Raw genomic sequence first — 17,786 nt, forward strand, 5'->3', positions numbered from 1 at the left:
ACAGATTAAATTCAAAACTTACTACGAAAAGAGGAAAAATAATGCGGGCACTGGTTCAGCGCGTCTCCCACGCGTCGGTGACGATCGACGGCAGACTTCACGGGCAGATCGGACAGGGTTTCCTTGTCCTGCTCGGCATCACAGACGGTGATACCGTGGACGATGCGGTTTATCTGGCCGATAAAACAGTTAAAATGCGTGTATTCACGGACGAAAACGACAAAATGAACCGCTCACTCGCGGATGTCGGCGGCGGTCTGCTCATCGTGTCGCAGTTCACGCTCTACGGCGACTGCCGCAAGGGCAACCGCCCGAGCTTCACGAGCGCTGCCCGTCCGGAGACCGCCATCCCGCTGTATGAAGCATTCATCGCGCGCTGCCGCGAGAGCGGCCTGCCGGTCGAGACCGGCGAGTTCGGCGCGGATATGAAGGTCGACCTGCTCAATGACGGACCGGTCACCTTATGGATGGACACCAAAGATATGCGGAAATAATTGGTGATGAGTAATTGAGGTATCGCGCACAACGCGATGATTAAAATGGCAGCGAAGCTGCCCACCGCAATTCCTAACCACTGATTTCCTGAAAGGATATTACTATGAAATTGTTGCAGCTTTGTGTGGGCATGGTCCGCACGAATTGTTACATTGTATATGACGAAGCAACCCGCGAAGCCGCGGTGATCGATCCGGGCGACAATGCCAAGTCGATTTTGCACGCGGTAAACGAGGAACAGCTGAATGTCAGGTATGTGCTGCTGACGCACGCGCATTTTGACCACATTCTGGCGGCGCACGAGGTGCTCGAGGCGACCGGCGCGCAGTACGTTGTGCCGGAGAAGGACACCTGGCTGCTGAGCCGTGACAACATGGGTCAGTTCCGCGGACTGGCACGCAATTATGTGCAGGATACGCCGGATATTCTGGCGAATGAGGGCACCGAGGTGACGTTTGGCGGCATGACGGCAACCTATATGGCAACGCCCGGTCACACGCCCGGCTCGTCCGTCATCAGGATCGGCGACTGCCTGTTCACCGGCGATACGCTGTTCCGTCACGAGTGCGGGCGCTGCGACCTTGAGGGCGGCGATTTCTCTGCCATGCTGCGCTCTTTGAAGCGTCTGCATGACCTTGACGGCGATTACAAGGTATTCCCCGGCCATGAGGGCATTTCTACGCTGAACGAGGAACGCGCATACAATCCATATATGCTGCAGGCGATGGGAAAATGATCTATACACTGGAAAATCACGAACTGAAACACGCGGTAGAGGAAATGCTGTTTCATCTGCTGCCGACCGAGACATTAACGCGTGTTGAGACGGTCGAGCAGCGCACCGAGCCGTACTGCCGCAGCATCCTGACCGAGGAGAACGGCGAAGCCGCCGCGCGTGCGATCGTCTGCATGGACGGCGCAGTGCATGAGGCGGAAAAGCGCGCGTCCGTTACCGGACTGGCAACGCTGGACTACAAGCGCACCATCACCGAACTGGTGAAAACGACCGTGTACGACGCGGTCGTGCCGTTCCTGCCGCAGGCTCCGGTCTGGGGAAGCCTGACCGGCGTGCGTCCGGCCAAGCTGGCGCGCGGCATGATCGAGCGCGGCATGACGCGCGGCGAAGCGGCGGTCGAGCTGCGCGAGCACTTTCACGTTTCACCCGAGCGCACGGCGCTGACCATCCGCGCGGCCGCAACCGCGATGGAGATGGACAAGACCATCGGGGAAAACGATATTTCGCTGTACGTCGGTATTCCGTTCTGCCCGTCGCGGTGCTATTACTGCTCGTTCGTATCGGCAACCACGGCGCAGTCCGGTAAACTCATCGAGCCGTATCTGGACACGCTCTGCCGCGAGATCGAGGAGACAGCCGCGCTTGTCCGCGCAGCGGGCAAGCAGGTGCAGAGCGTCTACATCGGCGGCGGCACACCGACTACGCTGGACGAGCATCAGCTGGCACGGCTGCTGTCGGCGCTCGAAAATCACTTTGATTTTTCGCATTTGCGCGAATATACTGTAGAAGCGGGACGTCCGGATACCATCACACCGGAAAAGCTGCGCGTGCTCAAAAGCGCGGGCGTTGGCCGCGTGAGCATCAACCCACAGAGCATGAATGACGCTGTTCTGGCCGCAATCGGCAGAAAACACGGCTCGGCAGACGTGCTCCGCGCGTTCGAGCAGGCACGGCAGGCCGGTTTTGACGAGATCAACATGGACCTCATTGCGGGTCTGACCGGAGACACCGCCGAGACTTTTGCACAGACTGTGGATACTTTGCTGCATCTTTCGCCGGAGAATATCACGGTGCACACGCTTGCCATCAAGCGCGGCGCGGATCTGACCGATAAGGCGGCTGCCGCCGCACAGCGCGAGACCGTTTCTCAAATGCTGGATGGAGCATCGCACGCGCTGCAGAACGCAGGCTACGGTCCATACTACCTCTATCGGCAGAAATTTATGGCAGGCGGCTTTGAGAACGTCGGCTGGTGCAAGCCGGACACCGAATGCTTCTACAACGTGAGCATGATGGAGGAGCTGCAGACCATTCTGTCGCTCGGTGCGGGCGGTGTTTCCAAGCGTGTCGTGCGCGAGACCGGCTGGATCGAGCGCGCGAACAATCCGAAATATCCGCTTGAGTACATTCAGGCGGCGGACAGACTGGCCAACGGCAAGAAAAAGCTGCTGTTCCCCAAGAAATGATCAGGATAGGGAAATGAGTGAGTAATTCCGTAAGAAGGGACTGGCTATGGCAGAATACACACTGAAATACATCAATCACCGTGCCGAATGCGACGCGGAAGCCTTTGTGAACGACTGCGAGGAGCACTATCATCGTCAGCTGCATCTGGTGGCTGACCAGATCGCCGCGAACTGCAAGCGCAAGCCCATCGTGCTGCTCAACGGCCCGTCCTCATCGGGCAAGACCACCACGAACGACCGTCTGGGCCGCATTCTCGAGCTGGCGGGCATTCACGCGCACATGATCTCGATGGACGACTATTACCGTACCTCGGGCACCTACGACATTCCGTTTGACAAGGAAAACGGCGTCAATGACCTCGAAAGTCCGGAGTGCATGGATCTGGATCTGCTCCGCGACCACCTGACCCGTCTGGTGGCGGGCGAGGAGATCATGGTGCCGCGCTTTGATTTTGAAACGCGCACCTCGCATCGCAACGAGCGTGCGGTGCAGCTGCACAAGGACGAAATTGTGATGATCGAGGGCATTCACGCGTTTAATCCGGTCATCATGGGCGATCTGGAGAAGCATGCGACAAGCGTCTATCTTTCGGTGGCGAGTGTGCTGCTGACCGACCGCAACGTCCGCGTTGAGCCGCACATGCTGCGCTTTCTGCGCCGCGCCATGCGTGACAGCCTGTTCCGCAGTTCGCCGGTGGAGTACACTTTAAAGCAGTGGAACTCGGTGCGGAGAGGCGAGAGACTGTATATTTCGCCGTACCGCGGGCAGGCTGATCTTACGGTGGACACCTATCTGCCGTATGAGACCAACATCCTCATGCAGTACCTGAGCGAAAAGCTGCAGGGCGAGGAAAAAATGCTCGAGCAGGCCGACCTTGCACCGCTCAGCGCGATTCTGGATAAGGTTTCGCCGATCGACTACAAGCCGTATATGCCGGAGGATTCGGTTCTGCATGAGTTTATCGGCTGAAAAGTGTCCGGATTCTTGCTTTTTGGCAGGGTATGAAGTATAATGGCAATACCACATAATTGAAACTGCGGCGTTTTGCGGAAATTTTCCCGCAAATCGCCCTTGTTCCATTACACGATATTACCATGAGACCGGAAACGGAGACATTCCGTCGGAAGGAGCGACAAGCTATGGATATGAAAATGCAGGCGTTTCTCGATAAGGTAAAGGACATGGCGGATAAGACCGGCAAGGTCTCCCGTCATGCGGCAGGCGTAGCCGGTAAAAAGGCGAACGACCTTGCACTGGCGACCCGCATCAACCTGCAGATTTTCGATCTGAACACCGAGTGCGAAGCACTGTACAAGGAAATCGGCAAGCTGGTGTACGATCTGCACCGCGGTGCAGAGGTCACCAACGAGGAAATGGACGAAAAGATGGCGCAGGTCGATGCCAAGCAGGAAAAGCTGGCCGCGCTGCGCGACAAGCTGGCGGAAATGCGCTCGGTAACGGCGTGCCCGCACTGCGGCAAACCGTGCGGCAGGGATGACGCATATTGCTCGTCCTGCGGTGCAGAGCTGTAACATAATACGGTTTGATGTATCATATTGTAATATCGGGCAAGGGCAGCTATGCCCATTCTGATCAAAGGAAGGGGCGTACGGCATTTGCAGCGTAAAAAACAGAATTTCATTCAGGGTGCGTTCATTTTGATGCTGGCCAGTCTGCTGGTCAAGGTGATTGGCGCATTCTTCCAGATACCGTTGCTCAACATGATCGGCGGCAAGGATTCGCCGGCGTTCGGCATGTTCAGCGCGGCGTACCGCGTGTACACGGCGATGCTGATGATCTCGACCGTCGGTGTTCCGGCGGCGCTGGCGAAAATGGTCGCGGAGGCCACAGCCCGCGGCAGAGAGCATGAGGTGCGGCGTACCGTCCGTGTGGCGGGAAGCATTTTCATTCCGCTCGGTGCGGTCTGCTCGGTCGTGCTGTTCCTCGGCGCGGGCACGTTTGCATCCTGGATCAAGAGCGCGGATTCCCGGCTGGCGGTTATGGCCATCGCACCGAGCGTGCTGATGGTTGCTGTTCTGGCGGTGTTCCGCGGCTATTATCAGGGCCGCTCGAACATGGTGCCGACGGCGGTTTCGCAGGTGATCGAGTCACTCGGCAAGCTGTTTATCGGTCTTGGACTGGCGTATTACGCGGTTCAGCATAACTTTTCCGATCAGGCAGTCGCGGCAATGACCGTCCTCGGCGTTACCATCGGCGAGGTGGCTGCCGCTGTTTACATGCTCATTCAAGGTGCGATCACGCATCGCAGCAGCTCGGCGGTGCACGCGCTGGACGACAGCGCGCGTCCGGCGGGCCAACTGGCAAAAACGCTGCTCAGTCTGTCCATTCCGATCACGATCAGCTCAGCGGTTATGAGTCTGACCGACCTGATCGACGTGGCGCTGATTTCCACGCGTCTGCAAAGTCCGGCGGTCGGCATGACGGCAAGAGAAGCAATGTCTACCTACGGCATTTACACCGGTCAGGCCATCAACTTCTTCAACCTGCCGCAGACGCTCATCACCGCACTGGCGGTCAGCGTGCTGCCGACCATCGCAAGCGCACGCGCAGCGGGCAACCATGCCAAGGTTTCCAAAACACTGGGTACCACGCTGCGCATGACGGTTATCATCACCCTGCCGGCCGGCGCGGGCTTCATCATGCTCGCCGGACCGATCCTGCGCATGCTGTACTCGCAGGGAACGGAGCTTGGCGGTGTGCTCATGGGTCTGCTCGGCTTTGCCGTACCGGCGGCGGCACTTGTGGCTGTCACCAACTCGACGCTGCAGGCGTTCGGCCGCATTGACCTGCCGCTTGTCTCGATGTTTGCGGGCGCGGTTGTCAAAATGCTCGGTGACTATTTTCTCATTGGCAATCCGGCGCTGAATATCATGGGTGCGCCCATCAGTACAGCGCTCTGCTACTGGCTGATCGCGGTCATCAACCTGTTCCATATCAGGCGTTTGACGGGTTCGCTGCCGCCGATCGGAAAAACGGTCTGTCGTCCGCTGGCGGCCACCATCGGCATGGGTGCGGCGATTTTCATTGTGCAGCGCGTGCTGAACGGTGCGTTGAACGCGGCGCTCGGAACCATGCTTGACAAGCTGATCACGCTCGCGTGCATCGGTGTAGCGGTTGCCGTGTATGCCGTTCTGCTGCTCGCGCTCGGTGCAGTCGAGCGGGATGATGTTCTGCTGCTGCCCAAGGGCGAGAAAATCGCAGATATTTTACATCTAAAATAATCAGGAAGTGCAAAAATGGTTGATTTTGAAATAAAGGATTGTTACAAGTTCGATGATCTGCTTCGCATTATGGAAATCCTGCGCGCGCCGGACGGCTGCATGTGGGACCGTGAGCAGGATCATCATTCTATCCGCCGCAACTTCATCGAGGAGACCTACGAGGTCTGTGAAGCCATTGACGACGAGGACACCGAGCATATGAAGGAAGAGCTTGGCGATGTTCTGCTGCAGGTAGTATTCCACACCCAGATGGAGAAGGAAAAGGGCACATTCGACATCGACGATGTGGCGGACGGCATCTGTAAAAAGCTGATCTTCCGTCACCCGCATATCTTCGGCAATGTCGAGGTCGCCTCGTCCGAGGAGGTCCTCAGGAACTGGGATGACCTCAAGCGCAAGGAGAAGCATCAGGAGACCGATACGCAGGCGCTCGAAAGCGTAGCAAAGAGCCTGCCGAGCCTGATCCGTGCAGAAAAGCTGCAGAAGAAGGCGGCAAAGGTCGGCTTTGACTGGGATAACGTGAAGGATGCACTTGACAAGGTGCAGGAGGAGTTTGACGAGGTTCGCCGTGCCATCGACGGCGACGGCGATCCGGAGGAGGAGATTGGCGACCTGCTGTTCGCGTCCGTCAACGTGGCACGTCACCTGAAGATCGATCCGGAGGCTGCCGCCGAAAAGACCTGCAACAAGTTTGTCAGCCGCTTTGCGGAGATGGAGCGTCAGGCGACTGCCACAGGCAAAAAGCTGGCTGACCTGTCCCTTTCCGAACTGGACGCACTGTGGGACAGCGCAAAGCACGAGGAACACGCATAAGGAGCAAAACCATGAAGAAAAGCGAACTGGTGACGCTGGTCGCAGAAAAGACCGGATTTTCCAAGAAGGACACCGAAAAGACGATCGACACCGTGTTTACCGCCATTGCGGATATCATGGCAGCCGGTGACAAGCTGCAGATCAGCGGCTTCGGCACGTTTGAGACCAAGGAGCGCGCAGCACGCACGGGACACAATCCGCGTACCGGCGAGGAGATCAATATTGCAGCGGCGACCATGCCGGTGTTCAAGCCGGGCAAAGTTTTGAAGGATAAGGTAGACGGAAACAAGTGAGATTAGACAAGTATTTGAAGGTATCCCGCCTGATCAAGCGCCGCACGGTGGCGAATGATGCATGCGATGCAGCGCGCATCACGGTCAACGGCAAGCCGGCCAAGGCTTCGTATCAGGTGAAGATCGGCGACGTGATCGAGATCGCATTCGGTCAGCGCACGATGAAGGTGGAAGTGCTGAATATCGCGGAGCATACGCTCAAGGCAGATGCGTCCGCGCTGTATAAAGAACTGCCGCTCTGAACAGGTGATAAAGTATCCCGCTCTCGCATATATTGCAGAGCGGGATACTTTTTTGCAGTCAGGAGGGGAGTTATATGGCACAGGAGGAACGAAGCCGTGAAATGCCGCACAGTGTCATTCTGGAGGGGAGAGAGAAGCTGACGATTTCCGGTGTGACCGACGTGCACAGCTTTGATGAGGAACAGGTGCTGCTCGAAACCGTGCGCGGCATGCTGGTCGTGCGCGGTCAGGGACTGCATGTAGAGCGGCTGCAGCTGGAGGCCGGAGAACTGATCATTCAGGGGGAGATCGGTCTGCTCGAGTACGACGACAGCGTGCAGCCGCGCGACAGCCTGTTTCGGCGGATCTTCGGCGGGTGAGCGGCCATGCCGGTGTTTACGAACAGCCAGCAGGTCACTCTCGTGCTGCAAAGCCTGCTGCTCGGTGTCGGGATCGGGGCGGTGTATGACATGCTGCGGGCACTGCGTCTGCATTTCCGGTGCGGATGGGCAGGGGCGGCGCTGCTCGATACGTTGTTCTGGGCGATCGTGCTGGCGGCCTTATTCGAGTTCGGGCTGATCGCGGCCGCCGGTCAGCCGCGCGGCTTTGTGCTTTTAACGGCGGCAGGCGGCATGGGATTGTACTTTGCGGCGCTGAGTGAAACCGTGCTGGAGGCGATTATGAGGCTTCTGCAGGTGCTTGCAAAGCTGAGACGCGCCGTATACAGCCTGCGGATGCACTGTCAAACGGTGGTAAAACAGCGGTGCAGTCCGGTAAAAATTCGGTTTTTGACGAAAAAATTTGAAAAAGACTCTTTTCTTTTTCGCAGAAAAGGTATAAAATAAAACCTGTATCAGTCTGACGCGCAAGCAAACGATATGAGGTGAGCAGATGACAAGGCGCACGCGGATGATCCTTATCAGGGCAGCGGTAGTGGTGTTTCTGCTTTACGCGGTCGTCAATGTGGTAAACCTGCGCACGCAGATCAAGAGCAAGCGGGATGAACTCGCGTCTCTGACGTTGCGGGTGGAGGAATATCAGAAGGCGAACGAGACGCTCCGGCAGGAAATGCAAAGCGGCATTTCCGAGGAGGATATCGGAGAGATGGCGCGGACAGAACTGGGCTATGCGGAACCGGGCGAGCGTATTTTTGTAGATACGTCCAGCCGGTAAAAGGGAAATAATAACGGAGGCAAAACAGCTTATATGGATTTGGCAGTGGGAGCAATCGTAGAGGGCAAGGTAACCGGCATCACCAAGTTTGGTGCATTCGTTGCGCTGCCCGAAGGCAAGTCGGGTATGGTGCATATTTCGGAGGTCGCTTCGACTTTCGTAAATGACATCAAGGATTTCCTGCAGGAGGGCCAGCAGGTCAAGGTAAAGATCATCAATATTGATCAGGCAGGCCGTATCAATCTGTCGATCAAGAAGGCGCAGCCGCAGGAGCCGCGTCAGCCGAGACAGGAGCGCCGTGAGGGCGGCTTTGCGCCGCGTCAGCCGCGTTTCCAGCGTTCGTCCGCACCGCGCGGACGTGTGCAGCAGGCACCGAAGGACCCGTCCACGATGAGCTTTGAGGATAAGCTGAAGGCGTTTATGTCGGACAGCGAAAGCCGTCAGGCCGATGTGCGCCACGCAACCGATCGAAAGAACGGTTCGCGCCGCCGCAGATAAAGAAGAAAACCGAGGGAAACCTCGGTTTTGCTTTTATATGCCGGTGCACGAAGCGTCGGCAGGGCTTTTCGGCACTGGCTGTCCGGTGCGCATGAACTGCGTAAGCGTGTTCGCCCCTGACGGGCGGTGCGTTTTTCGCTGAGATTCAGCGGGAGTTTGCCTGCCCGGCATAGCTTGTGCTGAAAAAGCAATGAAATCCTGCTTTTATGCAAAAAAACGCGCTCTTCCTTGCGAAAGAGCGCCAAAAGTAGGATTGTGGGGATAAAGATATGAACGGTGCATGGCGGCTTTCCCAACCGCCATGATAAATATACCATAAATTACCACACTTGTCAACAGTTTTTGGAAGAGGTTTTCCATGAATCAAACACTGATCAAAAATATCAATATTTGGACGATGGATGAGCGTGATTCCCGCTTTTTTGGCTGGATTCTGCTTGAAAACGGCAGAATTGCCTCGATGGGCGAGGGCGAAGCGCCGGACTGCGAAAGCGTCATTGACGGCGAGGGCGGCGTGCTGACACCCGGCCTGATTGACATTCATTCGCACATCGGTCTGTACGAGGACGGCCTCGGCTTTGAGGGCGCGGACGGCAACGAGGATACCGATCCGGCGACGCCGCATCTGCGTGCACTGGACGGCGTCAATCCGTTTGACCGCAGCTTCCGCGAGGCACTTGAGGCCGGTGTGACGGCTGCCGCAGTCAGCCCGGGCAGCGCAAACCCCATCGGCGGACAGATTGCGTTGCTCAAGACGGCAGGCCGCCGTGTGGACGACATGATTCTTAAGGCGCCGCTTGCGATCAAGTTCGCGCTGGGTGAGAACCCGAAGTCGGTCTATCACGACAAGGACGAAACGCCGGTCACGCGCATGGCAACCGCGGGCATCATCCGCGAGGAGCTGTACAAGGCGAAGGAGTATTTCTCGCGCAAGGCGCGTGCGGAGAATGACCCGGACCAGGACGAGCCGGATTTCGACATCAAGATGGAAGCGCTGCAGCCGCTTCTCTGGGGCAAGGCTGAGGCACATTTTCACGCGCACCGTGCGGATGACATTTTCACCGCGCTGCGTATTGCGAAGGAGTTCGGTCTGCGGGCGGTTATCATTCACGGCACGGAGGCGCATCTTGTGGCCGACCTGCTGGCCGAGGAGCACGTTCCGGTGGTCAGCGGTCCGTACATGACCGACCGTTCCAAGCCGGAGATCCGCAACCTGTCGGATGCCGCGCCCGGACTGCTGTGCAAGGCCGGAATCGAAACCGCCATTACGGTCGATCACCCGGAAATTCCGCTGCGGCTGCTGCCGATGGCGCTTATGCTGGCGGTGCGCGCGGGTATGGATAAAACGGATGCGCTACGCGCTGTCACTTCGGTACCCGCGAAAATTGCGGGCATGCAGGACAGAATCGGCAGCCTGAAAACCGGTCTGGATGCAGACTGTGTGCTGTGGAGCGGGGACCCGTTGGATATCGCAACTCAGGTGCAGGCTGTTTTTGTAAACGGCGCACCGGAATATAGGAGGACAAAATGAGGACGATTGAGGTTTCGGAAGTAACCAAGCTGGTGCGTCAGCTGTGCATTGATGCCAACTACTATCTGCCCGCAGATCTGCGGCAGGCGTTCGTGGATGGTCAGAACGCGGAGGAGTCTCCGCTCGGCAAGACCATCTTCGGTGAAATGATCGCCAACTGCGACCTTGCACGCGAGAACAACGTGCCGGTCTGTCAGGATACGGGCATGGCGATCGTGTTCGCGGAGATCGGTCAGGACGTGCATCTGACCGGCGGCTCGTTCGAGGATGCAGTCACCGAGGGTGTTCGCCGCGGCTACATTGACGGCTATCTGCGCCTGTCGGTGGTCGGTGATCCGCTGCGCCGCGAAAACACCAACGACAACACGCCGTGTATCCTGTACACCTCGGTCGTTCCGGGTGACAAGGTGAAGATCACGGTTGCACCGAAGGGCTTCGGCTCGGAGAATATGACCCAGATGAAGATGTTCACGCCTGCCGCTACCAAGGCGCAGATTGTGGATTTTATCGCGGATGCGTGCATCCATGCGGGTTCCAACCCGTGCCCGCCGATCGTTATCGGCGTCGGTCTGGGCGGCACGAGCGATAAGGCGGCATATCTCGCCAAGCGTGCGCTGCTGCGTCCGGTCGATCAGCACAACGCCGATCCGCTGTACGCCGAGATGGAGCAGCAGATTCTCGATAAGGTCAACGCATCCGGTGTCGGCCCGCAGGGACTCGGCGGCACGGTTACCGCTCTTGCCTGCGCCATTGAGCCGTTCGGCACGCATATCGCCGGTCTGCCGTGCGTGGTTAATATTTCCTGCCATGTTACCCGTCACGCAGAGGGCGAGCTGTAAGCAACCTTGACAAGAGATTGTAAAACATCTTGGGGAATGTGCTGAACAAATTGTGAACTTCTGAAAAATTGTTGGACAAGTTGCATAGGTTGTGCTATACTGAAGATAGCAAAAACCCAATACCGTTTCCGTCACACCACGGCGGCCGCGGATAAAGCCATCAAAGGCGGTTTACGCCTGTTAGGAGATGATTTTATGAAGTTCACTATCGTCGAAAGAAAAATCAAGATCGAGGACGAGCTGCGTCAGTACGCACTGCGTAAGGTAGAGAAGCTGGATCGCTACTTCCAGCAGGATTCGGATACCACGATTACATTCAGCGAGCTGCGCGGCAAGCAGACGGTCGAGATCACGGTGCGTCAGGTTGGTCTGGTTGTCCGCGCCGAGGAAACGACGACTGATATGTATGCTTCCGTAGACGGTGCCATCAGCAGTATCGAGCGCCAGATCCGCAAGCATAAGACCCGTCTGGAGAAGCGCCTGCGTGAGGGTGCATTCGACAAGATGGCAGAGCAGAAGGCCGCACTGACCGAGGAGGACTTCGATGTAGTACGCCGCAAGCGCTTCGACGTAAAGCCGATGAGCGTGGACGAGGCTATCCTGCAGATGAACCTGCTTGACCACCAGTTCTACTTCTTCCGCAACGCCGACAACGACAATATCCATGCCGTTGTTTACAAGCGTGCGGCAGGCGGTTACGGTCTGATCGAGGGCGAGGAGTAATTCGTTGAAAAGCACGCTTTTCAACGAGTAGAATATGCCGAACAATGTTCGGACATATCCAAAGAGAAAATCAGCGCGTCGCTATGCGGCACACTGATTTCCTCACTTGTATAAAAACCGTGATACATGCTCCCGGTTTTTATGGATTTTATAAATAAAATCCGATTAAAAATGCACTGCGTGCAAAATACATAAAAAAGCCGGCGGCCTATGCCGCCGGCTTTTTTGAGCCACAGGGAGGAAATAAATGAATTTATGTGATATTGAGACAATTCGAGCGGTTCTGGGCCGTCATGGTTTCCATTTTTCCAAGTCGCTCGGTCAGAACTTCCTGACAGACGAAAGCGTGCCGCGCCGCATCGCGGAGATGAGCGGTGCTGCCGAGTGCGGAAACGCGGTTGAGGTCGGCCCGGGCATGGGCTGCCTGTCGGCAGAGCTGTGCCGGCGTGCGGATAAGGTCGTAGCGGTCGAGCTGGACCGTGCGCTCATGCCGGTTCTGGCAGAGACGCTCGCGGATTACGATAACTTCGAGGTCGTGCACGGCGATGTGCTCGAAACCGACCTTGCCGCGCTCTGCAAGGAGAAATTCGGTGACGGAAAGGCGATCGCGTGCGCCAATCTGCCGTATTACATCACCACACCGGCGATTACGGCGCTGCTCGAGAGCGGCGCGTTCGAGCAGGTGACGGTCATGGTACAGAAGGAGGTCGCGCAGCGCATCTGCGCAGAGCCGGGCACGGCGGCGTACTCGGCGTTCTCGATTTATGTGCAGTACCACGCCAAGGCGGAAATCCTGTTTGATGTTCCGGCGGACTGCTTTGTGCCCAAGCCCAAGGTGGATTCGGCGGTGCTCAAGCTCGTGCCGCTCGACAAGCCGGCGGTTGAGACTAAGGACGAGAAGCTGTTTTTCGCCCTTGTGCGCGCAGCGTTCAATATGCGCCGTAAGACGCTCGTGAACGCGCTCGGTCCGGTGCTCGGCTCGTCGATGAGCAAGGAGGAGATCACCGCACTCGTAGAAGCAGCCGGTCTGGATGCCCGCGTTCGCGGTGAGCGGCTGAGCCTTGCAGAGTATGCGAAACTGGCAGATCTCGCGGCGGAAAAACTGCAGTAAATTTTGATTTGTGGGTTTAATCAACCTGTACAGGCTATCGTAGGGGCGGACCAGTGTGTCCGCCCTTTTCCGTGGTTGGCGATCGGTGAGATTAGTGCGCACACATTAGTGCGTTCCTACGGAACGTGTGCCGTTGGTATTAATTGGTGCAAACCGGAGAGAAACGGCGGGGCACCCCAGGGTGGTCTCTCTTGCCCTGCGGGCAATTCACCTTCTGAGGTCACCCTGTCGTTTACCGGCTATACCTAATGAAATACCCAAACCTATCCCCACCCTGTGGATAAAAGAAATAAGCCTGCACACGCAGGCTTTTTCTTATACCACAATGGCTCTCGGCGGCACCGGCGAGGAAAACACAATCTGTGTTTCTGTTTTGCCGAATTTCTGCAGACGTCCGATAAAGCCGTCCAGCTCCTGCGTCGAGGCGAACGACACCTTGATCAGCATGGAGTAGTTTCCGGTCACGCAGTTGCACTCGAGCACATTTGAGCACGCGGCAATGAACGGATAAAATTCCTCTTTCTGGGTGGGCTGCATATCCAGATGAATGTACGCGAGAATGTGATGGCCAAGCTGCAGCGGGTCCAGATCGAGCGTATACGCACGAATAACGCCCTGCTTTTCCAGCCGCTCAATACGCGCGGAAACCGCAGGGGAGGAAAGGCGAACCTCACCTGCAAGGGCCTTGATGGGGGTGCGTGCATTCTTCTGCAGCAGCCGCAAGAGCTTCAGATCAATTTCGTCCATGGGGCAAATAGCCCTCCTTATCCTAAAAATAAAAACAGGAGTCCGACCCGCCTTCGCGGGACGAACTCCTTTGTTCACTGTTTATTATAAAGCACGACCGGGTTGTTGTCAAATAAAATAAGGCTTCGAACAAAAGTTTTTATACATCCGAGTCGGTGATAGGCTTGAACACGATCCACTGGTTATCAATCAGCACCTCGATATGGTCGTCTATGCGCTGATAGCCGTAGCCCGTGCCGAAGTTGGACTGGCCGTTCTCGGTGGGCGCGTCCGTGCCGTTCGCCGTCTGCGAGGTGATCTCGCCGTCCATGTTGCCGCAGCGGCCATCGATCGTGCTGACCTCACCGGTAGACTGATACAGCGTGTTATCCACCATCACCATCATGGGTGCATCTGCGACCGGTTTCTGCTCGGTGGTATCCGGCAGGGCAGCTGCGTCATCCGTGCTTTGGCTGCCGATTTCGGCTTCCGTGGTTTTCGGCTCGGCATTGCCGCAGCCGGTCAGCAGCAGCGCCAGAAGTGCAAGAAGCATTGCTAAAGTACGTTTTGTCATAAAAAAACACCGCCTTTCGTAACTCTGATAGTATAGACGAAAGACGGCGTAAAAAGTTCCGTATAAAATTATTTTTTCTTTTTCGGTTTTGCCCAGCCGGATTTTTTACCCTGATTCGGCTTGCTCTGTGCCGGACGTGAAGTCGGTCGTTTGCTGTTCGGTGCACTGTGCTTGCCGTTATTAGGCGCAGAATGACGGCGGTCGTTATTCTGCTGTCTGCCGCCGTTGGACACGCCGTGGCGGCTGACGCTGTGCTGCTTGCTGCCCGGCATGCGCTGGTCGTTGCCTCTGCCCGGACGAATGAGACATTCCCTGCCAAAGCCGATGAGATCCTCACGGTGCGCCTTTTTGAGCGCGGCAATGACGATCGGGCGCTTGTCCGGTCGGCGCCACTGCAGCAGCGCGCGCTGCATCGCCTTGTCCTCGGGTGTTTTCGCCACAAAGACCGGCTTCATGGTGCGCGGATCAATCTCGGTGTAGTACATCGCGGTGGACAGCGTACCCGGCGTGGGATAAAAATCCTGCACCTGCTCGGGCATGTAGCCGACGCGGTTGAGGTACTGCGCGAGCATGATGGCGTCATCAAGCGTTGCACCCGGATGCGAGCTCATCAGATAGGGCACAAGATACTGCTTGCGGCCCAGCTTTTCGTTGATGCGGGCATACCGCTCGCGGAACTGCTCGTACACCTTGAAGGACGGCTTGCCCATGTAGTACAGGGCGTTGTCGCTCATGTGCTCCGGCGCGACCTTCAGCTGACCGGAGATGTGGTGCTCGACCAGTTCGCGGAAGAACGCATCGTTCTTCTCGGCCATCATGTAGTCGTAGCGCAGACCGGAGCGGACGAACACCTTCTTGACACCCTCGATGCGGCGCAGCTCACGCAGCAGTTCGAGGTAATCCGTGTGGTCTGCTTCGATGTTCTGGCAGGTGGTTGGGAACAGACAGCGCTTGTCCTTGCAGCAGCCGTATTTCTCCTGCTTTTTGCAGGCCGGAAAGCGGAAATTCGCGGTCGGGCCGCCGACATCGTGGATGTATCCCTTGAATCCGGGCATTTGGGTAATCTTTTTTGCTTCCTCGATCACGCTCTCGTGGCTGCGCACCTGAATGTAGCGTCCCTGATGGAACGCGAGCGCGCAGAAGTTGCACGCGCCGAAACAGCCGCGGTTGTGGATGATGGAGAACTGTACCTCCTGAATGGCAGGTACGCCGCCGAGCGCCTCATACGACGGATGATAGTTACGCATGTACGGCAGCGCGTAAACATGGTCCATCTCCTCTGTGGTCAGCGGCTTTGCGGGCGGATTCTGCACAAGGATGCGCTTGCCGTGCCGCTGGAGAATCGCCTTGCCGCGCACGGCATCCTGTTCGTCGTACTGGATTTTGACCGAACGGGCGTAGTCCGGCTTGCTGGCGCAGACATCCTCGTACGAGGGACATTCGACCGCATCATACTCCAGATCGTCCGTATCATGCACCATATAGGCCGTGCCGCGGACTCCCTTGCACGCGTCTGCGCCCTTTTTGCCGTGCTTGAGGTTGTTTGCCAGCTCAACGACCGAGTGCTCGCTCATGCCGAACATCACGCCATCCGCGCCGGTGGATTCCAGAATGGACGGCATAACACGGTCAGCCCAGTAATCATAGTGTGCAAATCGGCGCAGACTGGCTTCAATGCCGCCGAGATAGACCGGCGTTTCCGGGAAGGCGCGCCGCGCAAGCATGGAATAGACGGTTACCGCACGGTCCGGCCGCTTGCCGCCCACACCGCCCGGCGTGTACGCATCGTCCGAACGGCGCTTTTTCGCCGAGGTGTAGTGCGCGACCATCGAGTCGATGTTGCCGCCGTTGATGAGCACCGCATAGCGCGGACGGCCCATTTCGAGAAAATCGTGCTCATCGTGGAAATCCGGCTGGCTGAGGATAGCGACCTTGTAGCCTGCATCCTCCAGCACGCGTGAAATGATCGCCGTGCCGAACGACGGATGATCGACGTACGCATCGCCGGTGACGATCAGAAAATCGCAGTAATACCATCCGCGGTCGGTCATATCTTGTTTGGAAATAGGGAGAAAACCGTTCATATATACCTCTTTGGCTTTACAAGGTGAAAATTATAGGTTACAATAAAAATACGGGTAATCCGGCAAAAGATGTTGAAGACGGTTGACCATACTCCCTGAAGGGAGGTGGTATTGTGGATCAGATTCTGCAGATTATTACATTGATCATTCTGCTTGAAATCGTTAAAACCATAAAAAAATAACCGTCCTCGGCCAAAGGTAACGGTTATTTTTTCAACAAAATAATTGAACCCAGGTCAACCGTCTTCTGCCGGATTGCCCTTTTCTATCTATAAGTATAGCAAATCTGCGGTAAAAGTCAAGCCGCAGAGAACGGAAATGTTTTGCAAAATAAAAAATAACCGTCCTCGCCAAAGGTAACGGTTATTTTTTTTCGCAAATAAGGTATACGGTTATTCTGCAAAAACTCAGTTATCCAGATAGAACTGAACCAGCTCCTGCATGAGTTCGTCGCGGTCGATCTTGCAGATCAGGCTGCGGGCATTGTTGTGGTTGGTTATGTAAGTCGGGTCCTCAGAGAGAAGATAGCCGACGATCTGGTTGATCGGGTTGTAGCCTTTCTCCTTGAGCGCGTCATACACAGTGGTAAGCGTGCGCTTCATCTCCTTGTTGGACTCGTCTACCAGACTGAATTTTCTCGTTCCGTCAAGCATATTTGGTTCTCCTTTCCGATCCTACCTGTCGGTGTTTATCGTTACTTAAAGCATAATACAAAAAGCGGAAAAAGTAAAGCCTTATCCGCGCAAAACTCGCATGAAAACTTTTTCCGCCTGTGGCATACACTGTATGGCGATGGAAAAGGAGACGGTGTTTTACGAGCTGTAATTTTCCAGCAGCCGCGCCAGCTCCTCTGCATTATCGAGTGTAATGCCGTCCGCAAGCGCTTGCTGCTCGGCGGATGGCAGCGTGCGCGTGTCGATGCCTGTGCGCAGGACCGAGCCGTCGCTCTGCCGGATGACAAGCCGGTCGTTTGCGCTCTGCACCGTATAGGTAATCGATGCGCTCGCCGGAACGGCCGGCGAAGCCAGAAGCGCACGTCCGGCCAGAACCAGACTGATCATTGCTGCAAGACATGCCAGCGCGGCGAGCTGTGTGCGCCGCCGCGCCTGCTGCATAGCAAGCAGATAAAAACCCTGCATCATAGTCAAAACTCCTTCACTCAGTGGGACTTGCTTTGAGTATTCCCACAAAAATACGGTCTATTCTAAAAGCAGCGTAAAAAATGTTTGGAATTTGCAAAGTCCTGTGGTATAATGCTAT

At 56.4% G+C, this 17,786-nt stretch carries 22 protein-coding genes; 17 read left to right on the forward strand and 5 right to left on the reverse strand.

Translation table 11 applies throughout. The features are described from left to right. Positions 1–41: 41 nt before the first annotated feature. From dtd to rsmA, 17 genes are all read left to right on the forward strand, one after another. Positions 42–494, forward strand: coding sequence for a D-aminoacyl-tRNA deacylase (dtd, locus tag DWZ82_RS01475; RefSeq protein WP_118478248.1), 453 nt, complete (start codon positions 42–44; stop codon positions 492–494). A gap of 104 nt (positions 495–598) precedes the next feature. Beyond that, the gene (locus tag DWZ82_RS01480) at positions 599–1,231 is read left to right on the forward strand and encodes an MBL fold metallo-hydrolase (RefSeq protein WP_118478250.1); all 633 of its coding nucleotides are present in this window, start codon (positions 599–601) and stop codon (positions 1,229–1,231) included. Next, positions 1,228–2,697, forward strand: coding sequence for a coproporphyrinogen dehydrogenase HemZ (gene hemZ / locus DWZ82_RS01485; RefSeq protein WP_118478252.1), 1,470 nt, complete (start codon positions 1,228–1,230; stop codon positions 2,695–2,697). Before DWZ82_RS01480 ends, hemZ begins: the two co-directional genes overlap by 4 nt. A 46-nt stretch (positions 2,698–2,743) precedes the next feature. After that, entirely contained in the window at positions 2,744–3,667 is a 924-nt protein-coding gene (locus DWZ82_RS01490; RefSeq protein ID WP_118478254.1) for a uridine kinase family protein, read from the forward strand. A 170-nt stretch (positions 3,668–3,837) separates the two neighbouring features. Beyond that, complete coding sequence (locus DWZ82_RS01495) at positions 3,838–4,230, forward strand: hypothetical protein (protein ID WP_118478256.1); 393 nt, start codon at positions 3,838–3,840, stop codon at positions 4,228–4,230. Positions 4,231–4,314: 84 nt separating this feature from the next. After that, complete coding sequence (locus tag DWZ82_RS01500; RefSeq protein ID WP_158575050.1) at positions 4,315–5,940, forward strand: putative polysaccharide biosynthesis protein; 1,626 nt, start codon at positions 4,315–4,317, stop codon at positions 5,938–5,940. A 15-nt stretch (positions 5,941–5,955) separates the two neighbouring features. Continuing rightward, the gene (gene mazG, locus DWZ82_RS01505) at positions 5,956–6,753 is read left to right on the forward strand and encodes a nucleoside triphosphate pyrophosphohydrolase (RefSeq protein WP_118478260.1); all 798 of its coding nucleotides are present in this window, start codon (positions 5,956–5,958) and stop codon (positions 6,751–6,753) included. An 11-nt stretch (positions 6,754–6,764) separates the two neighbouring features. Further along, on the forward strand, positions 6,765–7,046 hold the full coding sequence (locus DWZ82_RS01510) for an HU family DNA-binding protein (RefSeq protein WP_110435244.1): 282 nt from the start codon (positions 6,765–6,767) through the stop codon (positions 7,044–7,046). After that, the gene (locus DWZ82_RS01515) at positions 7,043–7,288 is read left to right on the forward strand and encodes an RNA-binding S4 domain-containing protein (protein ID WP_118285471.1); all 246 of its coding nucleotides are present in this window, start codon (positions 7,043–7,045) and stop codon (positions 7,286–7,288) included. Before DWZ82_RS01510 ends, DWZ82_RS01515 begins: the two co-directional genes overlap by 4 nt. Positions 7,289–7,362: 74 nt before the next feature. Then, positions 7,363–7,647, forward strand: coding sequence for a sporulation protein YabP (gene yabP, locus DWZ82_RS01520; RefSeq protein WP_110435242.1), 285 nt, complete (start codon positions 7,363–7,365; stop codon positions 7,645–7,647). 6 nt (positions 7,648–7,653) lie between these two features. Beyond that, a complete protein-coding gene (gene yabQ, locus DWZ82_RS01525; protein WP_118478262.1) occupies positions 7,654–8,112 on the forward strand; it encodes a spore cortex biosynthesis protein YabQ in 459 nt (152 codons plus the stop codon). A 46-nt stretch (positions 8,113–8,158) separates the two neighbouring features. Then, a complete protein-coding gene (locus DWZ82_RS01530; RefSeq protein ID WP_110435240.1) occupies positions 8,159–8,440 on the forward strand; it encodes an FtsB family cell division protein in 282 nt (93 codons plus the stop codon). Between the two features lie 33 nt (positions 8,441–8,473). Next, on the forward strand, positions 8,474–8,938 hold the full coding sequence (locus DWZ82_RS01535; protein WP_110435239.1) for a S1 RNA-binding domain-containing protein: 465 nt from the start codon (positions 8,474–8,476) through the stop codon (positions 8,936–8,938). A gap of 358 nt (positions 8,939–9,296) precedes the next feature. Further along, positions 9,297–10,469: an amidohydrolase gene (locus DWZ82_RS01540; RefSeq protein ID WP_118478264.1), complete on the forward strand. Its 1,173-nt coding sequence runs from the start codon at positions 9,297–9,299 to the stop codon at positions 10,467–10,469. After that, positions 10,466–11,308: a fumarate hydratase gene (locus tag DWZ82_RS01545; RefSeq protein WP_110435236.1), complete on the forward strand. Its 843-nt coding sequence runs from the start codon at positions 10,466–10,468 to the stop codon at positions 11,306–11,308. The genes DWZ82_RS01540 and DWZ82_RS01545 overlap by 4 nt, the downstream gene beginning before the upstream one ends. A 195-nt stretch (positions 11,309–11,503) precedes the next feature. Then, the gene (gene hpf / locus DWZ82_RS01550; protein ID WP_110435235.1) at positions 11,504–12,031 is read left to right on the forward strand and encodes a ribosome hibernation-promoting factor, HPF/YfiA family; all 528 of its coding nucleotides are present in this window, start codon (positions 11,504–11,506) and stop codon (positions 12,029–12,031) included. Between the two features lie 247 nt (positions 12,032–12,278). Next, entirely contained in the window at positions 12,279–13,142 is an 864-nt protein-coding gene (gene rsmA, locus DWZ82_RS01555; protein WP_118478266.1) for a 16S rRNA (adenine(1518)-N(6)/adenine(1519)-N(6))-dimethyltransferase RsmA, read from the forward strand. Between the two features lie 315 nt (positions 13,143–13,457). Here the strand turns inward: rsmA and DWZ82_RS01560 are convergent, their stop codons facing one another. The 5 genes from DWZ82_RS01560 to DWZ82_RS01580 form a co-directional block, all read right to left on the reverse strand. After that, complete coding sequence (locus DWZ82_RS01560; RefSeq protein ID WP_116704675.1) at positions 13,458–13,889, reverse strand: Lrp/AsnC family transcriptional regulator; 432 nt, start codon at positions 13,887–13,889, stop codon at positions 13,458–13,460. A gap of 139 nt (positions 13,890–14,028) precedes the next feature. After that, positions 14,029–14,442, reverse strand: a complete 414-nt coding sequence (locus DWZ82_RS01565; RefSeq protein WP_147356897.1) for a hypothetical protein — start codon at positions 14,440–14,442, stop codon at positions 14,029–14,031. 68 nt (positions 14,443–14,510) lie between these two features. Beyond that, positions 14,511–16,526: a YgiQ family radical SAM protein gene (locus DWZ82_RS01570; RefSeq protein WP_118478270.1), complete on the reverse strand. Its 2,016-nt coding sequence runs from the start codon at positions 16,524–16,526 to the stop codon at positions 14,511–14,513. Between the two features lie 407 nt (positions 16,527–16,933). Continuing rightward, entirely contained in the window at positions 16,934–17,179 is a 246-nt protein-coding gene (locus DWZ82_RS01575) for an IreB family regulatory phosphoprotein (protein WP_110435230.1), read from the reverse strand. 159 nt (positions 17,180–17,338) lie between these two features. Then, on the reverse strand, positions 17,339–17,668 hold the full coding sequence (locus DWZ82_RS01580; protein WP_118478272.1) for a BofC C-terminal domain-containing protein: 330 nt from the start codon (positions 17,666–17,668) through the stop codon (positions 17,339–17,341). Positions 17,669–17,786 lie beyond the last annotated feature (118 nt).

The sequence above is a fragment of the Butyricicoccus sp. AF35-5AC genome, assembly GCF_003477715.1.
Taxonomy (GTDB): domain Bacteria; phylum Bacillota; class Clostridia; order Oscillospirales; family Butyricicoccaceae; genus Agathobaculum; species Agathobaculum butyriciproducens.